General features: G+C 40.4%; 20 protein-coding genes. 11 read left to right on the top strand and 9 right to left on the bottom strand.

What is annotated here, in order from left to right; translation table 11 throughout:
- Window positions 1-34 precede the first annotated feature (34 nt).
- From E0F88_RS11565 to E0F88_RS11535, 7 genes are all read left to right on the top strand, one after another.
- Window positions 35-688 (top strand): hypothetical protein, encoded by a 654-nt coding sequence (locus E0F88_RS11565; protein WP_131958382.1) that lies wholly within the window; start codon window positions 35-37, stop codon window positions 686-688.
- 73 nt (window positions 689-761) lie between these two features.
- Window positions 762-1,835, top strand: coding sequence for a sensor histidine kinase (locus E0F88_RS11560; RefSeq protein WP_131958381.1), 1,074 nt, complete (start codon window positions 762-764; stop codon window positions 1,833-1,835).
- Between the two features lie 48 nt (window positions 1,836-1,883).
- Entirely contained in the window at window positions 1,884-2,636 is a 753-nt protein-coding gene (locus E0F88_RS11555) for a LytR/AlgR family response regulator transcription factor (protein ID WP_131958380.1), read from the top strand.
- A 118-nt stretch (window positions 2,637-2,754) separates the two neighbouring features.
- Window positions 2,755-3,528, top strand: coding sequence for a non-homologous end joining protein Ku (gene ku / locus E0F88_RS11550; protein WP_131958379.1), 774 nt, complete (start codon window positions 2,755-2,757; stop codon window positions 3,526-3,528).
- A complete protein-coding gene (locus E0F88_RS11545) occupies window positions 3,525-4,070 on the top strand; it encodes a DNA polymerase ligase N-terminal domain-containing protein (protein ID WP_131958378.1) in 546 nt (181 codons plus the stop codon). The genes ku and E0F88_RS11545 overlap by 4 nt, the downstream gene beginning before the upstream one ends.
- Window positions 4,067-4,966, top strand: coding sequence for a non-homologous end-joining DNA ligase (gene ligD, locus E0F88_RS11540; protein WP_131958377.1), 900 nt, complete (start codon window positions 4,067-4,069; stop codon window positions 4,964-4,966). The genes E0F88_RS11545 and ligD overlap by 4 nt, the downstream gene beginning before the upstream one ends.
- A gap of 57 nt (window positions 4,967-5,023) precedes the next feature.
- On the top strand, window positions 5,024-6,229 hold the full coding sequence (locus E0F88_RS11535; protein WP_229213736.1) for a glycoside hydrolase family 18 protein: 1,206 nt from the start codon (window positions 5,024-5,026) through the stop codon (window positions 6,227-6,229).
- A 202-nt stretch (window positions 6,230-6,431) separates the two neighbouring features.
- Here E0F88_RS11535 and E0F88_RS34260 read toward each other — a convergent pair whose 3' ends face one another.
- The gene (locus tag E0F88_RS34260) at window positions 6,432-6,650 is read right to left on the bottom strand and encodes an endonuclease V (RefSeq protein WP_229213745.1); all 219 of its coding nucleotides are present in this window, start codon (window positions 6,648-6,650) and stop codon (window positions 6,432-6,434) included.
- A complete protein-coding gene (locus E0F88_RS34255) occupies window positions 6,617-6,850 on the bottom strand; it encodes an endonuclease V (protein ID WP_229213735.1) in 234 nt (77 codons plus the stop codon). The genes E0F88_RS34260 and E0F88_RS34255 overlap by 34 nt, the downstream gene beginning before the upstream one ends.
- 102 nt (window positions 6,851-6,952) lie before the next feature.
- On the opposite strand from E0F88_RS34255, the gene E0F88_RS11525 reads away from it, so the two are divergent.
- Both E0F88_RS11525 and E0F88_RS11520 read left to right on the top strand, forming a co-directional pair.
- A complete protein-coding gene (locus tag E0F88_RS11525) occupies window positions 6,953-7,459 on the top strand; it encodes a hypothetical protein (RefSeq protein ID WP_131958376.1) in 507 nt (168 codons plus the stop codon).
- Between the two features lie 242 nt (window positions 7,460-7,701).
- Window positions 7,702-10,500 carry a DUF5686 and carboxypeptidase regulatory-like domain-containing protein gene (locus tag E0F88_RS11520; RefSeq protein WP_131958375.1) on the top strand — a complete coding sequence of 933 codons (2,799 nt, stop codon included), beginning with the start codon at window positions 7,702-7,704 and terminating at the stop codon, window positions 10,498-10,500.
- A 101-nt stretch (window positions 10,501-10,601) separates the two neighbouring features.
- On the opposite strand, the gene E0F88_RS11515 is transcribed toward E0F88_RS11520, so the two are convergent.
- Window positions 10,602-10,811: an alkylphosphonate utilization protein gene (locus E0F88_RS11515; protein ID WP_131958374.1), complete on the bottom strand. Its 210-nt coding sequence runs from the start codon at window positions 10,809-10,811 to the stop codon at window positions 10,602-10,604.
- A gap of 232 nt (window positions 10,812-11,043) precedes the next feature.
- On the opposite strand from E0F88_RS11515, the gene E0F88_RS11510 reads away from it, so the two are divergent.
- Entirely contained in the window at window positions 11,044-11,691 is a 648-nt protein-coding gene (locus E0F88_RS11510; RefSeq protein ID WP_131958373.1) for an NAD(P)-dependent oxidoreductase, read from the top strand.
- A gap of 82 nt (window positions 11,692-11,773) precedes the next feature.
- Here E0F88_RS11510 and hxlA read toward each other — a convergent pair whose 3' ends face one another.
- The gene (gene hxlA / locus E0F88_RS11505; protein WP_131958372.1) at window positions 11,774-12,406 is read right to left on the bottom strand and encodes a 3-hexulose-6-phosphate synthase; all 633 of its coding nucleotides are present in this window, start codon (window positions 12,404-12,406) and stop codon (window positions 11,774-11,776) included.
- A gap of 96 nt (window positions 12,407-12,502) precedes the next feature.
- A complete protein-coding gene (hxlB, locus tag E0F88_RS11500; RefSeq protein ID WP_131958371.1) occupies window positions 12,503-13,102 on the bottom strand; it encodes a 6-phospho-3-hexuloisomerase in 600 nt (199 codons plus the stop codon).
- Window positions 13,103-13,266: 164 nt separating this feature from the next.
- Here hxlB and E0F88_RS11495 point away from each other — a divergent pair, with 164 nt between their 5' ends.
- Window positions 13,267-14,130: a helix-turn-helix domain-containing protein gene (locus E0F88_RS11495; RefSeq protein WP_131958370.1), complete on the top strand. Its 864-nt coding sequence runs from the start codon at window positions 13,267-13,269 to the stop codon at window positions 14,128-14,130.
- Here E0F88_RS11495 and E0F88_RS11490 read toward each other — a convergent pair.
- From E0F88_RS11490 to E0F88_RS11475, 4 genes are all read right to left on the bottom strand, one after another.
- Window positions 14,127-14,471, bottom strand: a complete 345-nt coding sequence (locus tag E0F88_RS11490) for a DUF6984 family protein (RefSeq protein ID WP_131958369.1) — start codon at window positions 14,469-14,471, stop codon at window positions 14,127-14,129. The genes E0F88_RS11495 and E0F88_RS11490 overlap by 4 nt on opposite strands.
- 6 nt (window positions 14,472-14,477) lie before the next feature.
- Window positions 14,478-15,515: a hypothetical protein gene (locus E0F88_RS11485; RefSeq protein ID WP_131958368.1), complete on the bottom strand. Its 1,038-nt coding sequence runs from the start codon at window positions 15,513-15,515 to the stop codon at window positions 14,478-14,480.
- Between the two features lie 153 nt (window positions 15,516-15,668).
- Window positions 15,669-15,914: a type II toxin-antitoxin system HicA family toxin gene (locus tag E0F88_RS11480; protein WP_229213734.1), complete on the bottom strand. Its 246-nt coding sequence runs from the start codon at window positions 15,912-15,914 to the stop codon at window positions 15,669-15,671.
- A gap of 17 nt (window positions 15,915-15,931) precedes the next feature.
- The gene (locus E0F88_RS11475) at window positions 15,932-16,150 is read right to left on the bottom strand and encodes a 2-oxoisovalerate dehydrogenase (protein ID WP_131958367.1); all 219 of its coding nucleotides are present in this window, start codon (window positions 16,148-16,150) and stop codon (window positions 15,932-15,934) included.
- Between the last annotated feature and the right edge of the window lie 24 nt (window positions 16,151-16,174).

The following is a 16,174-nucleotide window of genomic DNA, read 5'->3' as shown; positions in this document are numbered from 1 at the left end:
AAAAATCATTTTCAATCAATAAAATTTAAACAAAATGAAAAAGCTATTCTCTGTTATCGCCGTATTTCTGATCACAATTTCGATTGTTACTGCCCAGGAAACACCTTACCAAAAGGTAATGAAAAAAGAAATTGCGACGTTGATCTCGACCGATTCTTTAAACCAGTTACAATCGTCCGCCAACGCATTTGCCCGCATCGCAGAACTGAATACAAAAGAATGGCAGCCATTATATTATCAGGGACTGGCTTATACTTTCATCGGATTGGATAAATCTTTATCTCTGGACTTGAAAGATGCGGCCCTGGCAAAAGCGGAGGAGCTGATTAACAAAGCAGATGTTTTATCACCCAATAACGCGGAGATCGTAACTGTTCAGGGATTTATTTTGATGGCAAAAGTAAGTGCCGATCCCGGCAGCAGAGGACAAAGTCTTTCCGGACAAGTGATGGGAACTTTCGGGAAAGCACTAACGATGGATAGCAAAAATCCAAGAGCGCTGATTTTGATGAGTCAAATGGAATACGGTCTGTCAAAATTCTTTGGAAACGGAACCGAAAAAGCCTGCGGTTTGGCAAAAGAAAGTCTGGCCGTTTTTAATTCCCAAAACGAAGACGCATTGGAAGTAGCTTTGCAGCCAACCTGGGGAAAGCCGCTGGCGGAAAATATGGTGAAGGGCTGTAAATAGAAGTTACCAGAGTCTGATAATTTGATCTTATGTTTGTTACTTAACCTTTTCATTATCTCATAACTTGTGCCTCATGTCCATTCCTGAGAACAATGCAAAAAGTGAATTTTGGAATTTTTCGCCAGGTTTCTTCCTGACGAACGTTCTAATTGCATTTTTGATCACTTTTTCGTTTTGTCCGTATTGTTATTTTTCACAAAGCGGACTTGAACAAATTTGGCAAAGCTTTCTGATCTCTTTCTTCATATCCGTCGCCCTGAGTTATGGTAGTTCCAGGCTTGAACACTATTTCAACAAAAAACTTCCATGGATACATTACCCTGCAAAACGATTGATTTTGCAGACTCTCTGTTACATGATTTATTCCTTCTGCGCAAGCTATGTATTGATAGTGCTTTTCGTTTTGTATATCAGGCAATCATATACAATTGCAACCTTGCCTTGGAATGAGTTGATTTCAGATACCCAAATGCCCATGAAATGGGCATTGCTTATTTCGGCAATTCTGATCAGCCGATCATTTTTAATTGAATGGCGGAAAGCGGCAATTGAAGCAGAACAGCTAAAAACCGAAAGATATGCCCAACAATATCAATCGTTAAAGGATCAGCTTAACCCGCATTTTTTGTTTAATTCTTTGAACGTACTGAGCAATCTTGTTTATGACAACGCAGATACGGCTGCAAAATTTATCAGGCAGCTTTCTAAAATTTACAGGTATGTTCTTGATGTTCAGCAGGAAGAGCTGGTGTCACTGGAAAGAGAACTTGAGTTTGCGGAGAACTATCTGGCACTACAAAAGATCAGGTTTGAGGAAGGGTTACAGTACAGTATTTCTGTTGAAAAGAATGAATCAGGCTTTTTGCCGCCTTTGTCTTTACAGCTCCTTCTAGAAAACGCCATTAAACATAATGTTGCATCGATGGCCAATCCTTTAAGAATTGAAATTGCTTTGGAAGGAAATGCTGTCGTCGTAAAAAATAATCTTCAGATAAAAAGCAGTCTTCCGGAAGAATCAGCAGGAGTTGGTCTTTCCAATATCAGGAAACGGTACGAATTGTTAAGCAACGAAAATATGAAGGTGGAAGATGAAAATGGTTCTTTTGTTGTGCGTTTACCAATATTAAGATTGAACCAGCAAATTTAAATGGGAATGACCTGCTAAAAGCTAATCACTATCAGCTAATTGCTAAAAATGAAAATCCTCATCATAGAAGACGAAAACCTGGCGGCAAAACGCCTGATCACGCTTGTTAAACAACAATTACCGGCTTGTGAAATTTATGGTAATCTTGATACGGTAACTTCCGCCACCGATTGGCTGAAAAATAATCCTGAGCCGGATTTGATCTTTCTGGATATTCAGCTGGCAGATGGTATCAGCTTTGAAATATTTGAGAAAATAAAGGTGAACTCGCCAATCATTTTCTGTACAGCTTATGATCAGTACGCGATCAAAGCATTTAAGCTAAACAGCATCGATTACCTGTTAAAACCAGTCGATCCGGAGGAACTTGAACGGGCGCTGAATAAATTTCAGTCGGGCAGAAAACAGCCCTCTGTAACGTTGGATCAGATAAAACATCTACTTCAGCCAATACCAAAAACCTTTAAAAACCGGTTTCTTGTTAAAGTCGGAGAACGGATTCAGACAATCGATAAACAGGAAATTGCCTTTTTTTTTAGTGAGGATAAAGTAACATTTCTACAAACCAGGCTTGGTAAGAAATTTATCATCGATTACACGCTGGATGAGGTAGAGGGCATGCTTGATCCAGAACATTTTTTTCGCTTAAACCGTAAATACATCAGCGCGATCTCTGCAATAAAAGAGGTATTTACCTACTCCAACAGCCGTCTAAAAATTCATCTGGAAAACTGCGCCGACAATGATATTCTCATTAGCCGGGAAAGGATGGGGCCTTTTAAGAATTGGTTAGGACAATAGTGAGCTAACCCCAAACACATTTCTATTCGTGCATCCGTGGCATTCTAAATTTCGTACGGCACGGATTTTTAATGCTTTAACTCATAATATTTTATGGCTACTTTTCACATGAAAATATATGAGAGCAATATGGTCAGGGGCTATCGGATTTGGCCTGGTTAACATCCCCGTCAAACTTTTCAGCGCAGTCCAGGCAAGCGAACTGGATCTGGACATGCTGGATAAAAAGGATAAAGCAAACATCAAATACCAGCGTGTAAACGCGAATACCGGCAAAGAAGTCGAGTGGGATAATATTGTGCGCGGTTATAAAATCGAAGACAGTTATGTGGTGCTTGACGATAGTGATTTTGAAAAAGCCAGTCCTGAAAAAACGAAACTTATCGAAATCGCAGAATTTATCGATGAAAAGGAAATCGACAGTATTTATTACGAAACTCCATACTATCTGCAGCCCGAAAAATCCGGTGTAAAACCATATACTTTGCTTCGTGATGCGCTGAAAAAAACGGGAAAAGCCGGACTCGGAACTTATGTGCTTCGTAACAGGGAGAGTTTGGTTTTGATAAAGCCTATTGGCGACTTTCTGATCCTTAATAAAATTCGTTTCGCTCAGGAAATACGTGATACGGAGGAGTTAAAAGTACCTGATGTAAAGATAAAGCCTGCAGAACTGAACATGGCGATCCAGCTTATTGAGCAGCTTACCACGGATTTCGATATTGCAAGATACAAGGATACCTACAATGATAAACTGCTTAAACTGATTATGGCTAAGGCAAAAGGTAAGAAGACAACTACGCCTAAGATGGAAATTGTCCATTCGAAAAGCCGTGATCTGATGGCTCAGTTAAAAGAAAGTCTCAATGCTCCCAAACGAAAAGCGTCATGACAGCACTGGCAACCTACAATAAAAAGCGTGATTTTAAGGACACGCCCGAGCCCAAAGGAAAAGCAGGAAAAGAGAATCAGTTCCGTTTTGTGGTACAGCGCCACGATGCAACCCGTCTTCATTATGACTTTCGGCTGGAACTGGACGGTGTACTAAAAAGCTGGGCAGTTCCTAAAGGACCTTCGATGAACCCAACGGACAAGCGCCTGGCTGTGATGGTGGAAGATCATCCGGTCGATTATATCGATTTTTCAGGAACAATTCCAGAAGGAAACTATGGAGCCGGGGAGGTTGAGGTTTGGGACGAAGGCATGTTCTTTCCGGTAAATGAAGAGCTTGAAAAAATCACTGAGAAACAGGCACTTGCAGCTTTAAAAAAAGGTGAACTGAAAATTTTCATGAAAGGCAAAAAACTGGAAGGTGGTTTTGTTTTAGTAAAGTTTAAGAAAGAAGGAGACAACTGGCTGCTCATCAAACATAAAGATGAATATGCCGTCGACAAAAAGTACGATATCGAAAAACATAGAAAATCCAGATCATGAAAAAACACGCGGAACTGACAAATCTGGATAAGGTTTACTGGCCGGATGACGATATTACGAAAGGTGATCTACTGGAATATTACAGCAAAATCGCTCCATACATTTTACCCTATCTCAAAAATCGGGCATTGTCTTTAAAACGTAATCCCAACGGCATTAAAGACAACGGATTTTTTCAAAAAGATGCCGGAGATTCTGCTCCGGACTGGGTCAAAAAACAGGAAATATATTCCGAGTCGACGGACAAAATGGTCAATTACCTGGTTTGCAATGATCTGGAAAGTTTGCTTTACATTGCCAATCTGGGCTGTATTGAAATGAATCCGTGGAATTCCACCATCGACAACCTGGAACATCCTGATTATATCGTGATGGACATTGATCCTTCGGATAAAAATACATTTGAAGATGTAGTGGACGTTGCATTGGTAATAAAGGATATTTTGGACGAAACGGGAATGACAGGTTATTGCAAAACGTCAGGATCCAGCGGATTGCATATTTATATTCCGTTTCATAAAAAATATAATTATGACGAAAGTCGGGATTTTGCAGAAATTATTGCAACGATCGTGACGGACAGATTGCCCAAAATTACAACACTGGAACGCTCGCTTTCAAAAAGAAAGAAAAATCAGATATATGTCGATTACCTTCAAAACAGGATCGGTCAAACATTGGCTTCTGCTTACAGCGTACGTCCAAAAGCGGGTGCGACAGTTTCTGCTCCGCTGGAATGGAGTGAAGTAAAACATGGTTTAAGTCCGAAAGATTTTACGATAAAAAATATGCTGAAACGTGTTGAAGAAAAGGGTGATCTTTTCAAAGGCGTGATGGGAAAAGGTATTGATATGGGTAAAGTGATTGAAAAACTGGAAGCTATGCATCAGGCTTAATTCTTCCAAACCAACTCTTTTTATCTAATTCCTGCAAAAATTACAGTTCACATCAGGATGCTGTTATTTTTGCAGGAATTCTCATTTCTAACACTTCCCTTTTCCCGTATGCTGTCATTCCTGAACGTCAAAAATCAATTATTCCTTTTTGGAATATTTCTCACGGTTTCATCGTTTTTGTCGGGCTGTAGGGCCGAGCAAAAAACAGAAGAAACAAAATCCGGTCCGGTGGTAATTGGTTATGTGGGCGGTTTTCACGGATTGCTGGATGTGGATAACATTGAAGCGAATAAACTGACGCACATTAATTACGCATTTGTGGATGTTAAAAATGGAAAAGCTTTCCTGACAAATGAAAAAACGGATTCGACAAATTTTAGAAAACTCAATCTGTTAAAAAATAAAAATCCTGATCTTAAAATCCTTATTTCAATTGGTGGCTGGGCATGGAGCGAGAATTTCTCAAATGCTGTTCTTACTGATTCATCAAGGAAAGTGTTTGCAAAAAGTTCGGTTGAAATTATAAGAAAATATAACCTGGATGGCGTAGACATTGACTGGGAATATCCCGGAATGGCCGGAGAAGAAGGAAATGTATTTCGCCCGGAAGACAAGCAAAATTATACACTAATGTTCGAGGCAATAAGAAAGGAACTGGATGTATTTCAAAAAGAAAGCAGTAAACCTAAATTGCTGACTACAGCAGTAGCGGGTTTTGTGGAGTGGCTGGACGTGACTGAAATGGGTAAAGCGCAGCAGTATCTTGATTTTATAAATTTGATGACCTACGATCTTTTTCAGGGTGATACCGTTGTGCATCATGCGAGTTTGTATTCAAGCGATAAATACAAAACTTCAAAATCGGCTGATGTGGCAGTGAAAGCATTTGTAAAAGCAGGTGTGCCTGTGGAGAAACTGGTGATGGGTTTGCCATTTTACAGCCGTAAATTTACCGTTGCCGGGCAATTACGGCAAGGACTTGGTCAAAAACAATCCGCTCAGGAATATTTTCATGGCTACACGACCATCAAGGATAGTCTGGTAAATAAAAAAGGTTTCAAAGCATACCGCGATGAGGTTGCAAAGGTTCCTTATCTGGTAAATGAGAAAACGAAAGAGCTTATCAGTTATGAAGATGAGGAGTCGGTACGGGAAAAGTGTAAATATGTTTTGGTCAATAAAATGGGCGGTGTCATGTTCTGGGAATACGATTCCGATCCGAAGCATTATTTGCTGAATGAAATTGACAGGAGTCTAAAATAGGTTTTTGTCAGAAATTCAGGAGACTCCTACGGAGTCAAATCCTTTATCCGACGTGTGCATTTCTACAAACTGGTTGCTACTACGTAGCACTACCAGATGATAATGTTGATTCCATAAAGCTCCGAAGGAGCTCCCTGTTTACAGAAAAGCGTTAATTAAGAAATAACATAACTCCGTAGGAGTTTCCTGATCTGACAAAACTTCAAAACAAACGCATTTGACCAATGTCATGACAACCTTCCTGTAACTCCCCGGTTCTGAAACGGTTTACAAAATCGTGTGCATGCCGGGTGGGCTCAGGAAGGCGGTATTTTCCTAAACAACGCAGCGTAATTGCCATGCTGTCTTCGGTATTCATGCCGTTGCCGGGAGAGATAAAAATAGGCTTTACATTGTTTTTGCTTCTGAGTGCAAAACCGATTGTTTCATTCCTCTCGGATACCGGTGGACGATTCCGGCACAGACGATATCACTGTAAAGGTTAAGGGAAATATCAGCCCCTGCGATTGTCCGGATCGATTTGGTTAGCGAATGCAGATTTTGTTTTTCCCTTAGGATATTTTGCAAAGTGGTTGCTTCGGTGAGATTCAGGTTGTTATAATTTGATAACGGGACTTCCATCTTAGCGGCTTAATTTTCGAAACCGATGGTTAGAAAGAATGGCATGATATTCTTAGTGGGAACTGTATTCATTTATTAATATTAAAAAACTGAACCATCCTCATGGATAATGTTACGACAAAAAGAAAGTGGTACAACTGGAAGCTGATAGGAATAGTCATTATTTTGCTGGCCATTTTTATAAAATTTTATGTTTTAAGAGAGCATGATGAAAATGCACCTGTAACGGTTGAACTTGATTTGAGCGAGGTGGCCTTTCGCAATGAGCAGGAAGTAGAGGCAGTTTTAGGAAAAGGGACGCTGGATAGCTATTTCCGTGATGATGCCGCAAACTGCGAAAAATGCCCCAAAATGATTTATAAAGAGGGTAAGATAGAGATCATCTTTATAAATGAAATTGCAGACAGAATTATGATCAAAAATCTGACAGATGTTGAATTTGCAGATCGCGTAATTCTTGGCTTATTAAATTTAAAGGAAAATATAAAACCTGTTGTCGATAGTGATGAGCTGAAACAATGGGACAACTATCAAAAATACTCTCAAATCTCAGCCTTTGGTAAAAAGGGTAAGGTTGAATATATACTGATTAAAGCGAAAACTCTATAGGCGAGGCTGTTCTAACTGCCACTATGGCTATAGCCGTTACTTTGAATTGTCTTACACCCCAGACTTCAGTCTGGGGTAGAGTTGTTTGGGCAACGACCACCCAACTGAGGGCTTTGGCTCATGTCTTTTGCATCCGAATATTTCTGAAATAGTAAAGCAACCTATTCCCGGGTTTTCTCATCTCGTATGAAACACCGGGATTTTTTTTAAATTAGCTGCTACTACATTTTACAAAAACATATATGCGTAAGCGTTACCCTTTAGCCATACTCTTCATTTTTGCATTTCTTTCCGCTACCCTTGCCCAGCCGGTGAAATCTATTTCAGGGTTGACAGGTATTATTAAAACCAAAGGCGGCGATCCGTTACCCTTTGCGGCAATTGCCGTTAAAGGAACTGAAATTGGTACGATCTCCAATGAGGAAGGTAAATATCAGCTTGATTTGAAACCGGGTTATTATGAAATCGTATTCCAGTATCTTGGCTTTAAAACCGGAATGAAGGCGGTTACCATTGAAAATAAAATGGAAACCTTTGATGTAACGATGGAGGAACAGGCCGTCAATCTTGGAGAAGTGCGTATTGGCAGTAAAGAAGAAGATCCTGCGTACACGATCATGCGCCGGGCGATTGCCAAAAGCCGTTATCATTTTTTACAGGTTGAAAGTTATACCGCCAAAGCTTACAGCAAGTCGTCGTTTGTGATTACTGATCTTCCAATGGAGTTTTTGTATAAAAAAGAATTGAAAGCCATTGAGAAGGAATCCAACTTCAAAAAAGGTGTTCCGATTTTGAATGAAAGCGTTTCGGAAGTTACCTTTCGCCAGCCTAATTCTTACAAACAGCGCGTCATTGCAGCGCGTAATAGCCAGGACAAGAATTTTGCGGATGCGAATGCTTATTTCCTGACGAGCTTTTACCAGCCGGAAGTTGTCAAGGCTGTATCGCCGCTTTCACCAAGAGCTTTTACCTATTATAAATTCGAATATCTGGGTGCTTTCCGGGAAAATGGTATTGAGGTAAATAAGATCAAAGTTGTGCCACGTTCATATGGAGAAGGTGTTTATAAAGGGATTATCCACATTATTGAAGGCGAATGGAGAATTTACAGCCTTGATCTTCAAACGGTAAATACAGGTTTTAATATTGACATCAAGCAGGTCTACAGTCCGGTACAAAATGTATGGATGCCTATCAATCAGCAGTTTCATGTTCAGGGCGGAATTTATGGTTTGAAAGGCAAGGGCGATCTGGTTATTTCTCAAACGTTTTCCAAGCTAAAAGTCAATCCTGCATTTCAGCCGGATATCGTTGTTTTGGATAGTAAAAAAGAAAAAGAAGAAGTCAAACGTGTGAAGCTTTCAAATCGTGAGATCAAAAGCGGGAAGCTGGAAGAAATGGTGAGCAAGCAGAAGGAGTTTTCTGCGAAAAATCTGCGGAAAATGATGAAGGAATATGAGAAACAGGATCTGAAAGCAAAAGAAGAAAAAGGAGAGGATGTGGATCTTAATTTTACCCGGAACGATTCTACCTCGGTTGATCCCCTGGCAAGCAGGAGAACTACGGCTTTCTGGGATTCGATCCGTACCGTACCGCTGACCATAGCAGAATTAAAGAGTTACACCCGTCTTGACAGTATCGTAGTTATTCAACAGGGAACGAAACAACAAAAAGACAGTTTAAAAGTGGCAGGCCCCGATTCAACCAGGAAAGTAAACAACAAGGGCGGTTCGGGATTTATAGGTGATTTGTTTACCGGACATACGTTCAGATTAGGTAAAAAAAGCCCTTGGCGACTGGAATATGTGAGTCCGCTTTGGGGAATGCAGGTTAATACCGTGGAGGGGCTGGTACTGAATGGCGGTGGCTTTAAGTTAAATTATCGCAAAGGTGCGCAGACAAAGAAAACTCCTGATGAACTAAGAATTTCAACAAGCGGGGTGAAGTATTCTTCCGGCAGACAACCCGGGACGTTGTCTATCAACGGACTTACGCGCTATTCTTTTGCCAGAAATAAATTAATGGCAACAGGCGGCGTCGACTATGGATGGAAGCGAAATATGATCAACGTGACAGCAGGTCAAACGGTATCCCAGTTCAGTTCCGAACATCCTATGAATCCGATCCTGAATAGCCTGACAACCTTATTTCTTGAGCAGAATTTTATGAAAATTTATCAAAAGAATTTTGCCCGTATCGATTTTAAAACCGATCGGTCAAACGAACATTTTGAATTAAAAGCAAGTGTTGAATATGCGGACAGAAGTGCGCTGCAAAATGTGACAAATCCTAACCGATATCAATGGATCGATTGGAAAAAGCGGGAGTTTACGTCTAATGTCCCATTCAATCAGGAACTGGCGGATGAGTCAGGGAATGTAACGCCGGAAATGCAGCCTCATCAGGCTTTGGCAATTGGTTTATCTGCATCTTACAAGCCATGGCAGAAGTACAAAATCAGAAAAGGTAAAACAACTTTCTACGATGATGATTCGCCAAAACTTTCTGTCAACTACCGCAAAGGAATCAGCGGCGCTTTTGGAAGTGATGTGGATTACGATTTTGTCCAGGTAGGCATTGCGCATGGTTTTGAAACCGGTGTACGAAGTAAACTGAGTTATAAAATTGCGGCTGGTGCATTTTTGAACGATAACGTGGTTCAGTTTCCGGATTTTCAGCATTTTGCGGGTAACCAGTTCTTTTTCCAGTATGGCGATCCGGTAGGTACTTTCAGGATGCTGGATTATTACCGTTACAGTACTTCAAAACAGTTTGTTGAAGTTCATGTTTTAAGTGAACTGCGTAAATTTCTTTTGACCCAAATTACATGGTTTCGTGTGATGGGAATCAAGGAGAATTTCTTTGCCCATTATCTGGCTACTCCTGATTCCAATAATTATGGAGAACTTGGATATGGTTTGGATGTCGGAATTCGCTTTCCTTTCCGTATTGAAGTTGCCAACAGTTTTGAAGGATTCAAATACAAACACACTGTTTTCAGGATTGGGACGACAATGAATTTTTCTTTTGGGAAGAAGTAAAGGAGTTTTTTTGTTTTAGGTTAACAGTTTACGTTTTAAAAAAGACCCGGCTATTTGAGAATAAGCTTCCTAAACAGCCGGGTCTTTTTCATTCACATCATTTACATTTTTTGTAAAAACATCGTTTTCAAAACCATTACGCTTCTTTCTACCTTGCCTTCTATTTCTTCCGCGTCATCGGTTAGCCTGATACTCTTCACGACTGTTCCTCTTTTTAGCGTTGCAGAACTGCCCCTTACTTTCAAATCCTTGATCAGTTTTACTGAATCGCCATCGGCAAGCAGTGTCCCGTTACTGTCTTTAACTTCCATTGATAATTAATTACGTGGATAGGTTTTATTTCTTGACAAAGATAGCTAAATGAAATGACGATCAGGATGTAAGGTTTTTTGCCATCATTCAGCAAAAAAAGTTAACTTCGTCACATTCTAATCTCTTTGTAAAATATCGAAATCTTTCCTGCAGTAAGTTTTAATATACTGCAATTCCGGACTTTATAAAAGCCTGGACATATCTCGTATTTTATATTTTACAAATTAGAAAATGGAAAAGAATCATAAAATGGCTGTTATCGGTGGCGGAGGCCGGACTGGTAAATATGTTGTAAAACAACTTTTAGAAAAAGGATATCACCTTAAACTTCTTCTCAGAAATCCCGAAACCAATACGATTTCTGAAAATCCCAACTTTGAAATTGTCCAGGGAGATGTGTTGGATTATGATGCAGTCAGAATGCTTTTGGCGGATTGCGCAGCAGTGATCAGCACGGAAGGGCAACGGAAAGATGAGCCTCTGGTGGCCAGCCGGGCGACGAGCAATATATTGGACGCCGTGGAAAAGAGTAACTATCCTTTTACCCGTTACATTTCAGTTGCCGGACTAAATGTGGATACGCCATTGGATAAAAAGGGATCTGAAACCATCGCCGCCACGGAATGGATGAAATCAAATTTTCCTCTGATCCATGAGGACAGACAAAAATCTTTTCAAATTTTAGCCGAGAGTAATGCGGACTGGACGCTGGTGAGGGTACCTTTTATTGAGTTTACAGAAGACAGGAAAGAAATGGCAGTTAGCCTACAGGATTCGCCGGGGAAGAAAATTTACGCTGCGGATATTGCCGGATTTTTAATTGGGCAGTTGGACGATGATCAATACATCCGTAAGGCTCCGTTTATAGCTAATATTTAGTAATAAATAGACTTGGAAAGACTGGGTGTCCCCGACTAGGCGTCCCCGAATTAAAGTCTTTCCAAGTCTTAAAATTTAAAAATTAAGCTGCATCCAATGCTTCACGCAATTCCTTGGCAGCAGCGGCAGGATCGGCAGCACCGTAAATGGCAGCACCGGCTACGGCTACTTTCACACCTGATGCTTTTACGGCAGCGATGTTGCTCAACTTTACACCACCCGCAATAGACACAGGTACACCTGCACGGGAAGCTTCGTCGATCAATACCTGAATAGAATATCCCGGCTGAGCCTGCTCATCCAAACCTGCGTGTAGCTCCACGAATTCAACGCCCAATGCAATTACTTCCTGCGCACGTTTCACACGGTCAGTGACTCCGATTGTATCCACAACTACACCTTTGCCATGGGTTTTTGCGGCCTTCACAGCTCCGATAATTGTTGCGTCACCGGTTGCTCCTAAAATGGTGATCAAATCTGCACCGGCTTTAAAAGCCATATCTGCTTCCAACTCACCCGCATCGGCCGTTTTGAAATCAGCAAAAACAATTTTGTCAGGAAATGCATTTTTCATTGCTGTAATCACAGCCAGACCTTCACTTTTTATAAGCGGTGTTCCCAGTTCAATAATGTCGATGTAAGGAGCAACTTTTGTTGCCAATGCCAGCGCCTCTTCCGTTGTCAATAAGTCAATTGCGACTTGTAATTTAGCCATGATTGTATTTTAATTAATTATAAATTATTGGTATTCAGTTTATTGGTCCTTTTTTTAATGGTCGCTTTGCTGTTAACTAACGACTCAGTACTTTTTTCATTCCAGATTCGCGTGACGCCTCCACAATTCTTCGGCAGGTGTTCCTTCGAGCGACCACAACGTTTGTATGATGGCATCCATAAGCAGCAAAACCGCCTGTTCGAATAAACTTCCGGCATATTGGTTTGATAGTGTAGAACCGTGATCCTGTTTTTGTGCAGCGGGAATGATCGCGACCAGATCGGATAACTTTGCAAGAGGAGATTCAGCTGTTGCAGAAAGAGTAACTACCTGTGCTCCCGCTTTCACCGCTTTTTCGGCGGCACTCACTATGCTGTTGGTAGTTCCTGAGCCTGAACCTGCAATCAGTAAATCGCCTTTTTCAATGGCCGGAGTAATTATTTCACCGGCAACAAAAACGTTAAATCCTAAATGCATCAGCCGCATTGCGGTCGATTTCAGGGCAAGGCCGGTTCTTCCGGCACCGATGATAAATATCCTGTCAGCATTTTGGATAAAAGGAATAATCTCTGCGATCTGGTTATAATCAAGTTTGGCAGCCAGTTGCCTGTTTTCATTAAGAATCAGTTCGAGGTTTGACTGTATATCCTTTTTGAGATCAGTTCCTGGTTGCTTATCTACGTTATTTAAAATCATTAAGGTTTGTTGATTTGTCCTGAATTTCTGCTGTCAAAGGTACCTGTATCAAGTTCGGTATAGGTTATACAATCAGCGCGATATGTTGTACTATTTGCCAATTCTGAATAAACAAATTGCATTATTTGCTAATTTTGGTATCTAATTCGGAATATGATAATAAAATGGAAGAATCAAAGCTAAGTCTTGAACTGAACAGGACACTGATATACATCCGGGATTTGGCAAACTGTCCGCCGAGTTATCTGAACGATCCAAGCCGGAAAGAGTTTTTCGAAATTGTATGGCTGAAAAATGAAAATGCACTTCACACCATCAAAGGTGGAGATGTGACATTGAAAGGTGACTGGATTTACCTGATTCCGCCGTATCGTGTACATCAGCTCAATAAAGCAGGTAAAAAGGGAATTCTGCTTTCCTTCAAGCGGGATATTCTTGATGACGATGTAAAAGAATTTCTGCTGGATGTGTTTAAGATATTTAACATTCAGGGTGAATTTTCCTGTTTGCAGCTGGATAAAGAAACGGCCGCACAGCTTGGAAAAGTTTACGACTTAATGAATGAGGAATATCAGAGAGAAAACAATAGTCTGATTATTATCAAAGCGTTGCTGAAAGTGTTTCTTCTTCAGTTGGTCCGAATAAAAGAGCAGGATTTTACAGTGCAGGACATCAACCAGAAACGGGTTTATGAGTTTATGGTATTACTGGAAATGAATTATCAGCAGGTAAGAAATACTGATTTTTACGCCGGGAAATTAGGGATCAGCTCGAAGCGTTTAAACCAGATCCTGAAAGAAAAACTGGATAAAACCGGTATGCAGCTCATTCATGACCGAATTGTGATGGAAGCAAAAAGGCAGATTATTCACAGTGAAAATACAATCAAGGAAATTGCATACGATTTAGGTTTTAAGGATCGACCCTATTTCAGCAGGTTTTTTAAACAACATACAGGGCAGTCGCCGGAGCAGTTTCAAAACGAAGCCCGTGTGCACATCGTTTCAAAATTTAATACGCTTTTTTAAATATCCGAAGCCGCTCCGAAAATGATTTTTTCAGGCACGGGATATTCAAGTAATTTAGAAAAATCGACTTTCCAGAAATCGAGGTCCAATAAACGCCCGTTTTCATCTTTTGTGAGTGTGATCACCACCGGCGTCTGATCTGAGTCAACGTATTCAACCTGGATCAAGTCACCCGCGTAGGCATCAGCATCACCTCCCAAACTGATACTGCCCATTTTCCCTCCTTCGTATTCGTCTACAAATTCATCGACTTGATGGTCGTCAGGATTTAGATTTAACTTTTGTAAAAGAAATTCAATTAAATCTTTTTCCTTTTGCCTGATTTGCCTTTTCTCTGCCATATAATTTTAAGCTGTTTTCTTTTCCTTGCTTCGCCATTGTTCTGCTTTCCTGCCAACAAACCAGAAGGAGAGTGCCAGAATCGCAAAGAAAATCCCTTTGTTGGTTCTATCCCAAAAATACTCAAAGTAACGGGTGTAAATATTCAGAAGGAAAAAAACGAGTGCCAGGTCCCTGAGGGTATCATTGCCATTTTGAAATGCAAAAGCGATCATACCGGCCAGTACAAGTGTAAATCCGAGCGACCAATACCAAAAATGACTTTGCTTGATTGTAGTCCATGCATCCAGATCATCATAATTTCCAAATACGGAAAGACTCCAGGCTGCTATCAAAAAGAGAAGCAGACCTGTTGAATAGGTTGAATCGGCAAAAAATTGAAGTGATTTTACCTTGCCGACAATCCAGGAAAATCCCCAGATTACCAGTCCGAAAACGGTCATACGTAAAGGATAATTCATCCCGGCGAACCGGTAATTCCCGCCAGACCAGTAATGCGTTTGAGCACCCCACCATCCTGCCAGAGAAACGATCATAACAAGCCACAAAAGTTTTGATTCCAAAAGTACTGCTACAATTCCATAGGCAACCGCAGCAAGTAAAAGAGGCAGCGCATAATTTCCGCCGAAGTTAGCAAAACTGCGTGTCCAGTACGTGATGGCAACACCGATGGTTAATGCAATCGTAATGTTATAGGTTTCATTGCTGGCCGGTGCATCCGGAGATTTTGCCTTTTTTCTTTTGGCTAAAACAACAAACAACAAAGCAAGGAGGCTAAATCCAATCCCGACAATGGTTTCTGAAAAACCCCATTTTTTTCTTAATAACTCAATCCACTTCTCATCAATTACAAGTGAACCGAAAGCAAGTAACCCACAGGAAATCGCGGAAATAAGTGCATAAATGGCAACAGCATCAACATTCGAATTCCGGACCTGATAGCTTTTTCGTAATTCTTCGGCGAGGTCAGGCGTTATTTTACTGCTGCTTTCCCAAAATTGGATCGCCTTATTGACGACTTCAGCATCTTTTTTATCCAGTTCCATTTAGTTTGATGAGTTGTTGTAATACTTTATCTGATTGACATAAGAAGCTTAAAGTTAAATTGCCCCGGTTAATTCTAATCAAATAAATATGATTTTATCCGGCAGAAAATTCGTGCCAGTTAAAAGATTATTGCCTCTACAAAGACGGGAAAGTTATTTATTATCAAAAAGAAGTTTTTCCAGATCTTGTTTTTTCATTCCAAAATGATCTGCGATATTTTTTAATATTTTATGAAGCGTTCCTTCCCGAAGTGGTTTGTGGTTTGGAATCGTTTCGGAATGAGAGCCATTACGATTTGTCTTGATTCTAATATGACTTCCTTTCTGACGAACAACTTCGTAGCCGAATGGAGCAAGAATTTTAAGAAGCTCCGGACCACTAAGATTTTTTGGAATCATAATAATGGAGAGCAAAGTTAAATTGAATAAATTTCCTCTTTTATAAAATGCAGCCGAACAGTTGTCGGCATATCCGACGGGTTGTCAAAGTGACATTCCAAAGCATCCTTAATCATGAGTTTTAACTCTGCCAAATCGATTCCCTCGGTTATTATCTGCTCATTTTCGTTTATTTTGGCTTCGGCAATAAAACTCCCATCATCTTCCTGTTCAACAGTAAAAATAACCTCCTTCATGATTTTCTGAATATAGATTCTGTA

The organism is Dyadobacter psychrotolerans, from assembly GCF_004349265.1.
Classification (GTDB): Bacteria; Bacteroidota; Bacteroidia; order Cytophagales; family Spirosomataceae; genus Dyadobacter; species Dyadobacter psychrotolerans.
This window is presented reverse-complemented; position numbering and strand designations above follow the sequence as displayed.

What these genes read in the sequence shown, in the direction of transcription:
- E0F88_RS11565 (WP_131958382.1), top strand. Translation starts at nt 35, where the DNA reads ATGAAAAAGCTATTCTCTGTTATCGCCGTATTTCTGATCACAATTTCG.
- E0F88_RS11560 (WP_131958381.1), top strand. Translation starts at nt 762, where the DNA reads ATGTCCATTCCTGAGAACAATGCAAAAAGTGAATTTTGGAATTTTTCG.
- E0F88_RS11555 (WP_131958380.1), top strand. Translation starts at nt 1,884, where the DNA reads ATGAAAATCCTCATCATAGAAGACGAAAACCTGGCGGCAAAACGCCTG.
- ku (WP_131958379.1), top strand. Translation starts at nt 2,755, where the DNA reads ATGAGAGCAATATGGTCAGGGGCTATCGGATTTGGCCTGGTTAACATC.
- E0F88_RS11545 (WP_131958378.1), top strand. Translation starts at nt 3,525, where the DNA reads ATGACAGCACTGGCAACCTACAATAAAAAGCGTGATTTTAAGGACACG.
- ligD (WP_131958377.1), top strand. Translation starts at nt 4,067, where the DNA reads ATGAAAAAACACGCGGAACTGACAAATCTGGATAAGGTTTACTGGCCG.
- E0F88_RS11535 (WP_229213736.1), top strand. Translation starts at nt 5,024, where the DNA reads ATGCTGTTATTTTTGCAGGAATTCTCATTTCTAACACTTCCCTTTTCC.
- E0F88_RS34255 (WP_229213735.1), bottom strand. Translation starts at nt 6,850, where the DNA reads ATGGAAGTCCCGTTATCAAATTATAACAACCTGAATCTCACCGAAGCA.
- E0F88_RS11525 (WP_131958376.1), top strand. Translation starts at nt 6,953, where the DNA reads ATGGATAATGTTACGACAAAAAGAAAGTGGTACAACTGGAAGCTGATA.
- E0F88_RS11520 (WP_131958375.1), top strand. Translation starts at nt 7,702, where the DNA reads ATGCGTAAGCGTTACCCTTTAGCCATACTCTTCATTTTTGCATTTCTT.
- E0F88_RS11515 (WP_131958374.1), bottom strand. Translation starts at nt 10,811, where the DNA reads ATGGAAGTTAAAGACAGTAACGGGACACTGCTTGCCGATGGCGATTCA.
- E0F88_RS11510 (WP_131958373.1), top strand. Translation starts at nt 11,044, where the DNA reads ATGGAAAAGAATCATAAAATGGCTGTTATCGGTGGCGGAGGCCGGACT.
- hxlA (WP_131958372.1), bottom strand. Translation starts at nt 12,406, where the DNA reads ATGGCTAAATTACAAGTCGCAATTGACTTATTGACAACGGAAGAGGCG.
- hxlB (WP_131958371.1), bottom strand. Translation starts at nt 13,102, where the DNA reads ATGATTTTAAATAACGTAGATAAGCAACCAGGAACTGATCTCAAAAAG.
- E0F88_RS11495 (WP_131958370.1), top strand. Translation starts at nt 13,267, where the DNA reads ATGGAAGAATCAAAGCTAAGTCTTGAACTGAACAGGACACTGATATAC.
- E0F88_RS11490 (WP_131958369.1), bottom strand. Translation starts at nt 14,471, where the DNA reads ATGGCAGAGAAAAGGCAAATCAGGCAAAAGGAAAAAGATTTAATTGAA.
- E0F88_RS11485 (WP_131958368.1), bottom strand. Translation starts at nt 15,515, where the DNA reads ATGGAACTGGATAAAAAAGATGCTGAAGTCGTCAATAAGGCGATCCAA.
- E0F88_RS11480 (WP_229213734.1), bottom strand. Translation starts at nt 15,914, where the DNA reads ATGATTCCAAAAAATCTTAGTGGTCCGGAGCTTCTTAAAATTCTTGCT.
- E0F88_RS11475 (WP_131958367.1), bottom strand. Translation starts at nt 16,150, where the DNA reads ATGAAGGAGGTTATTTTTACTGTTGAACAGGAAGATGATGGGAGTTTT.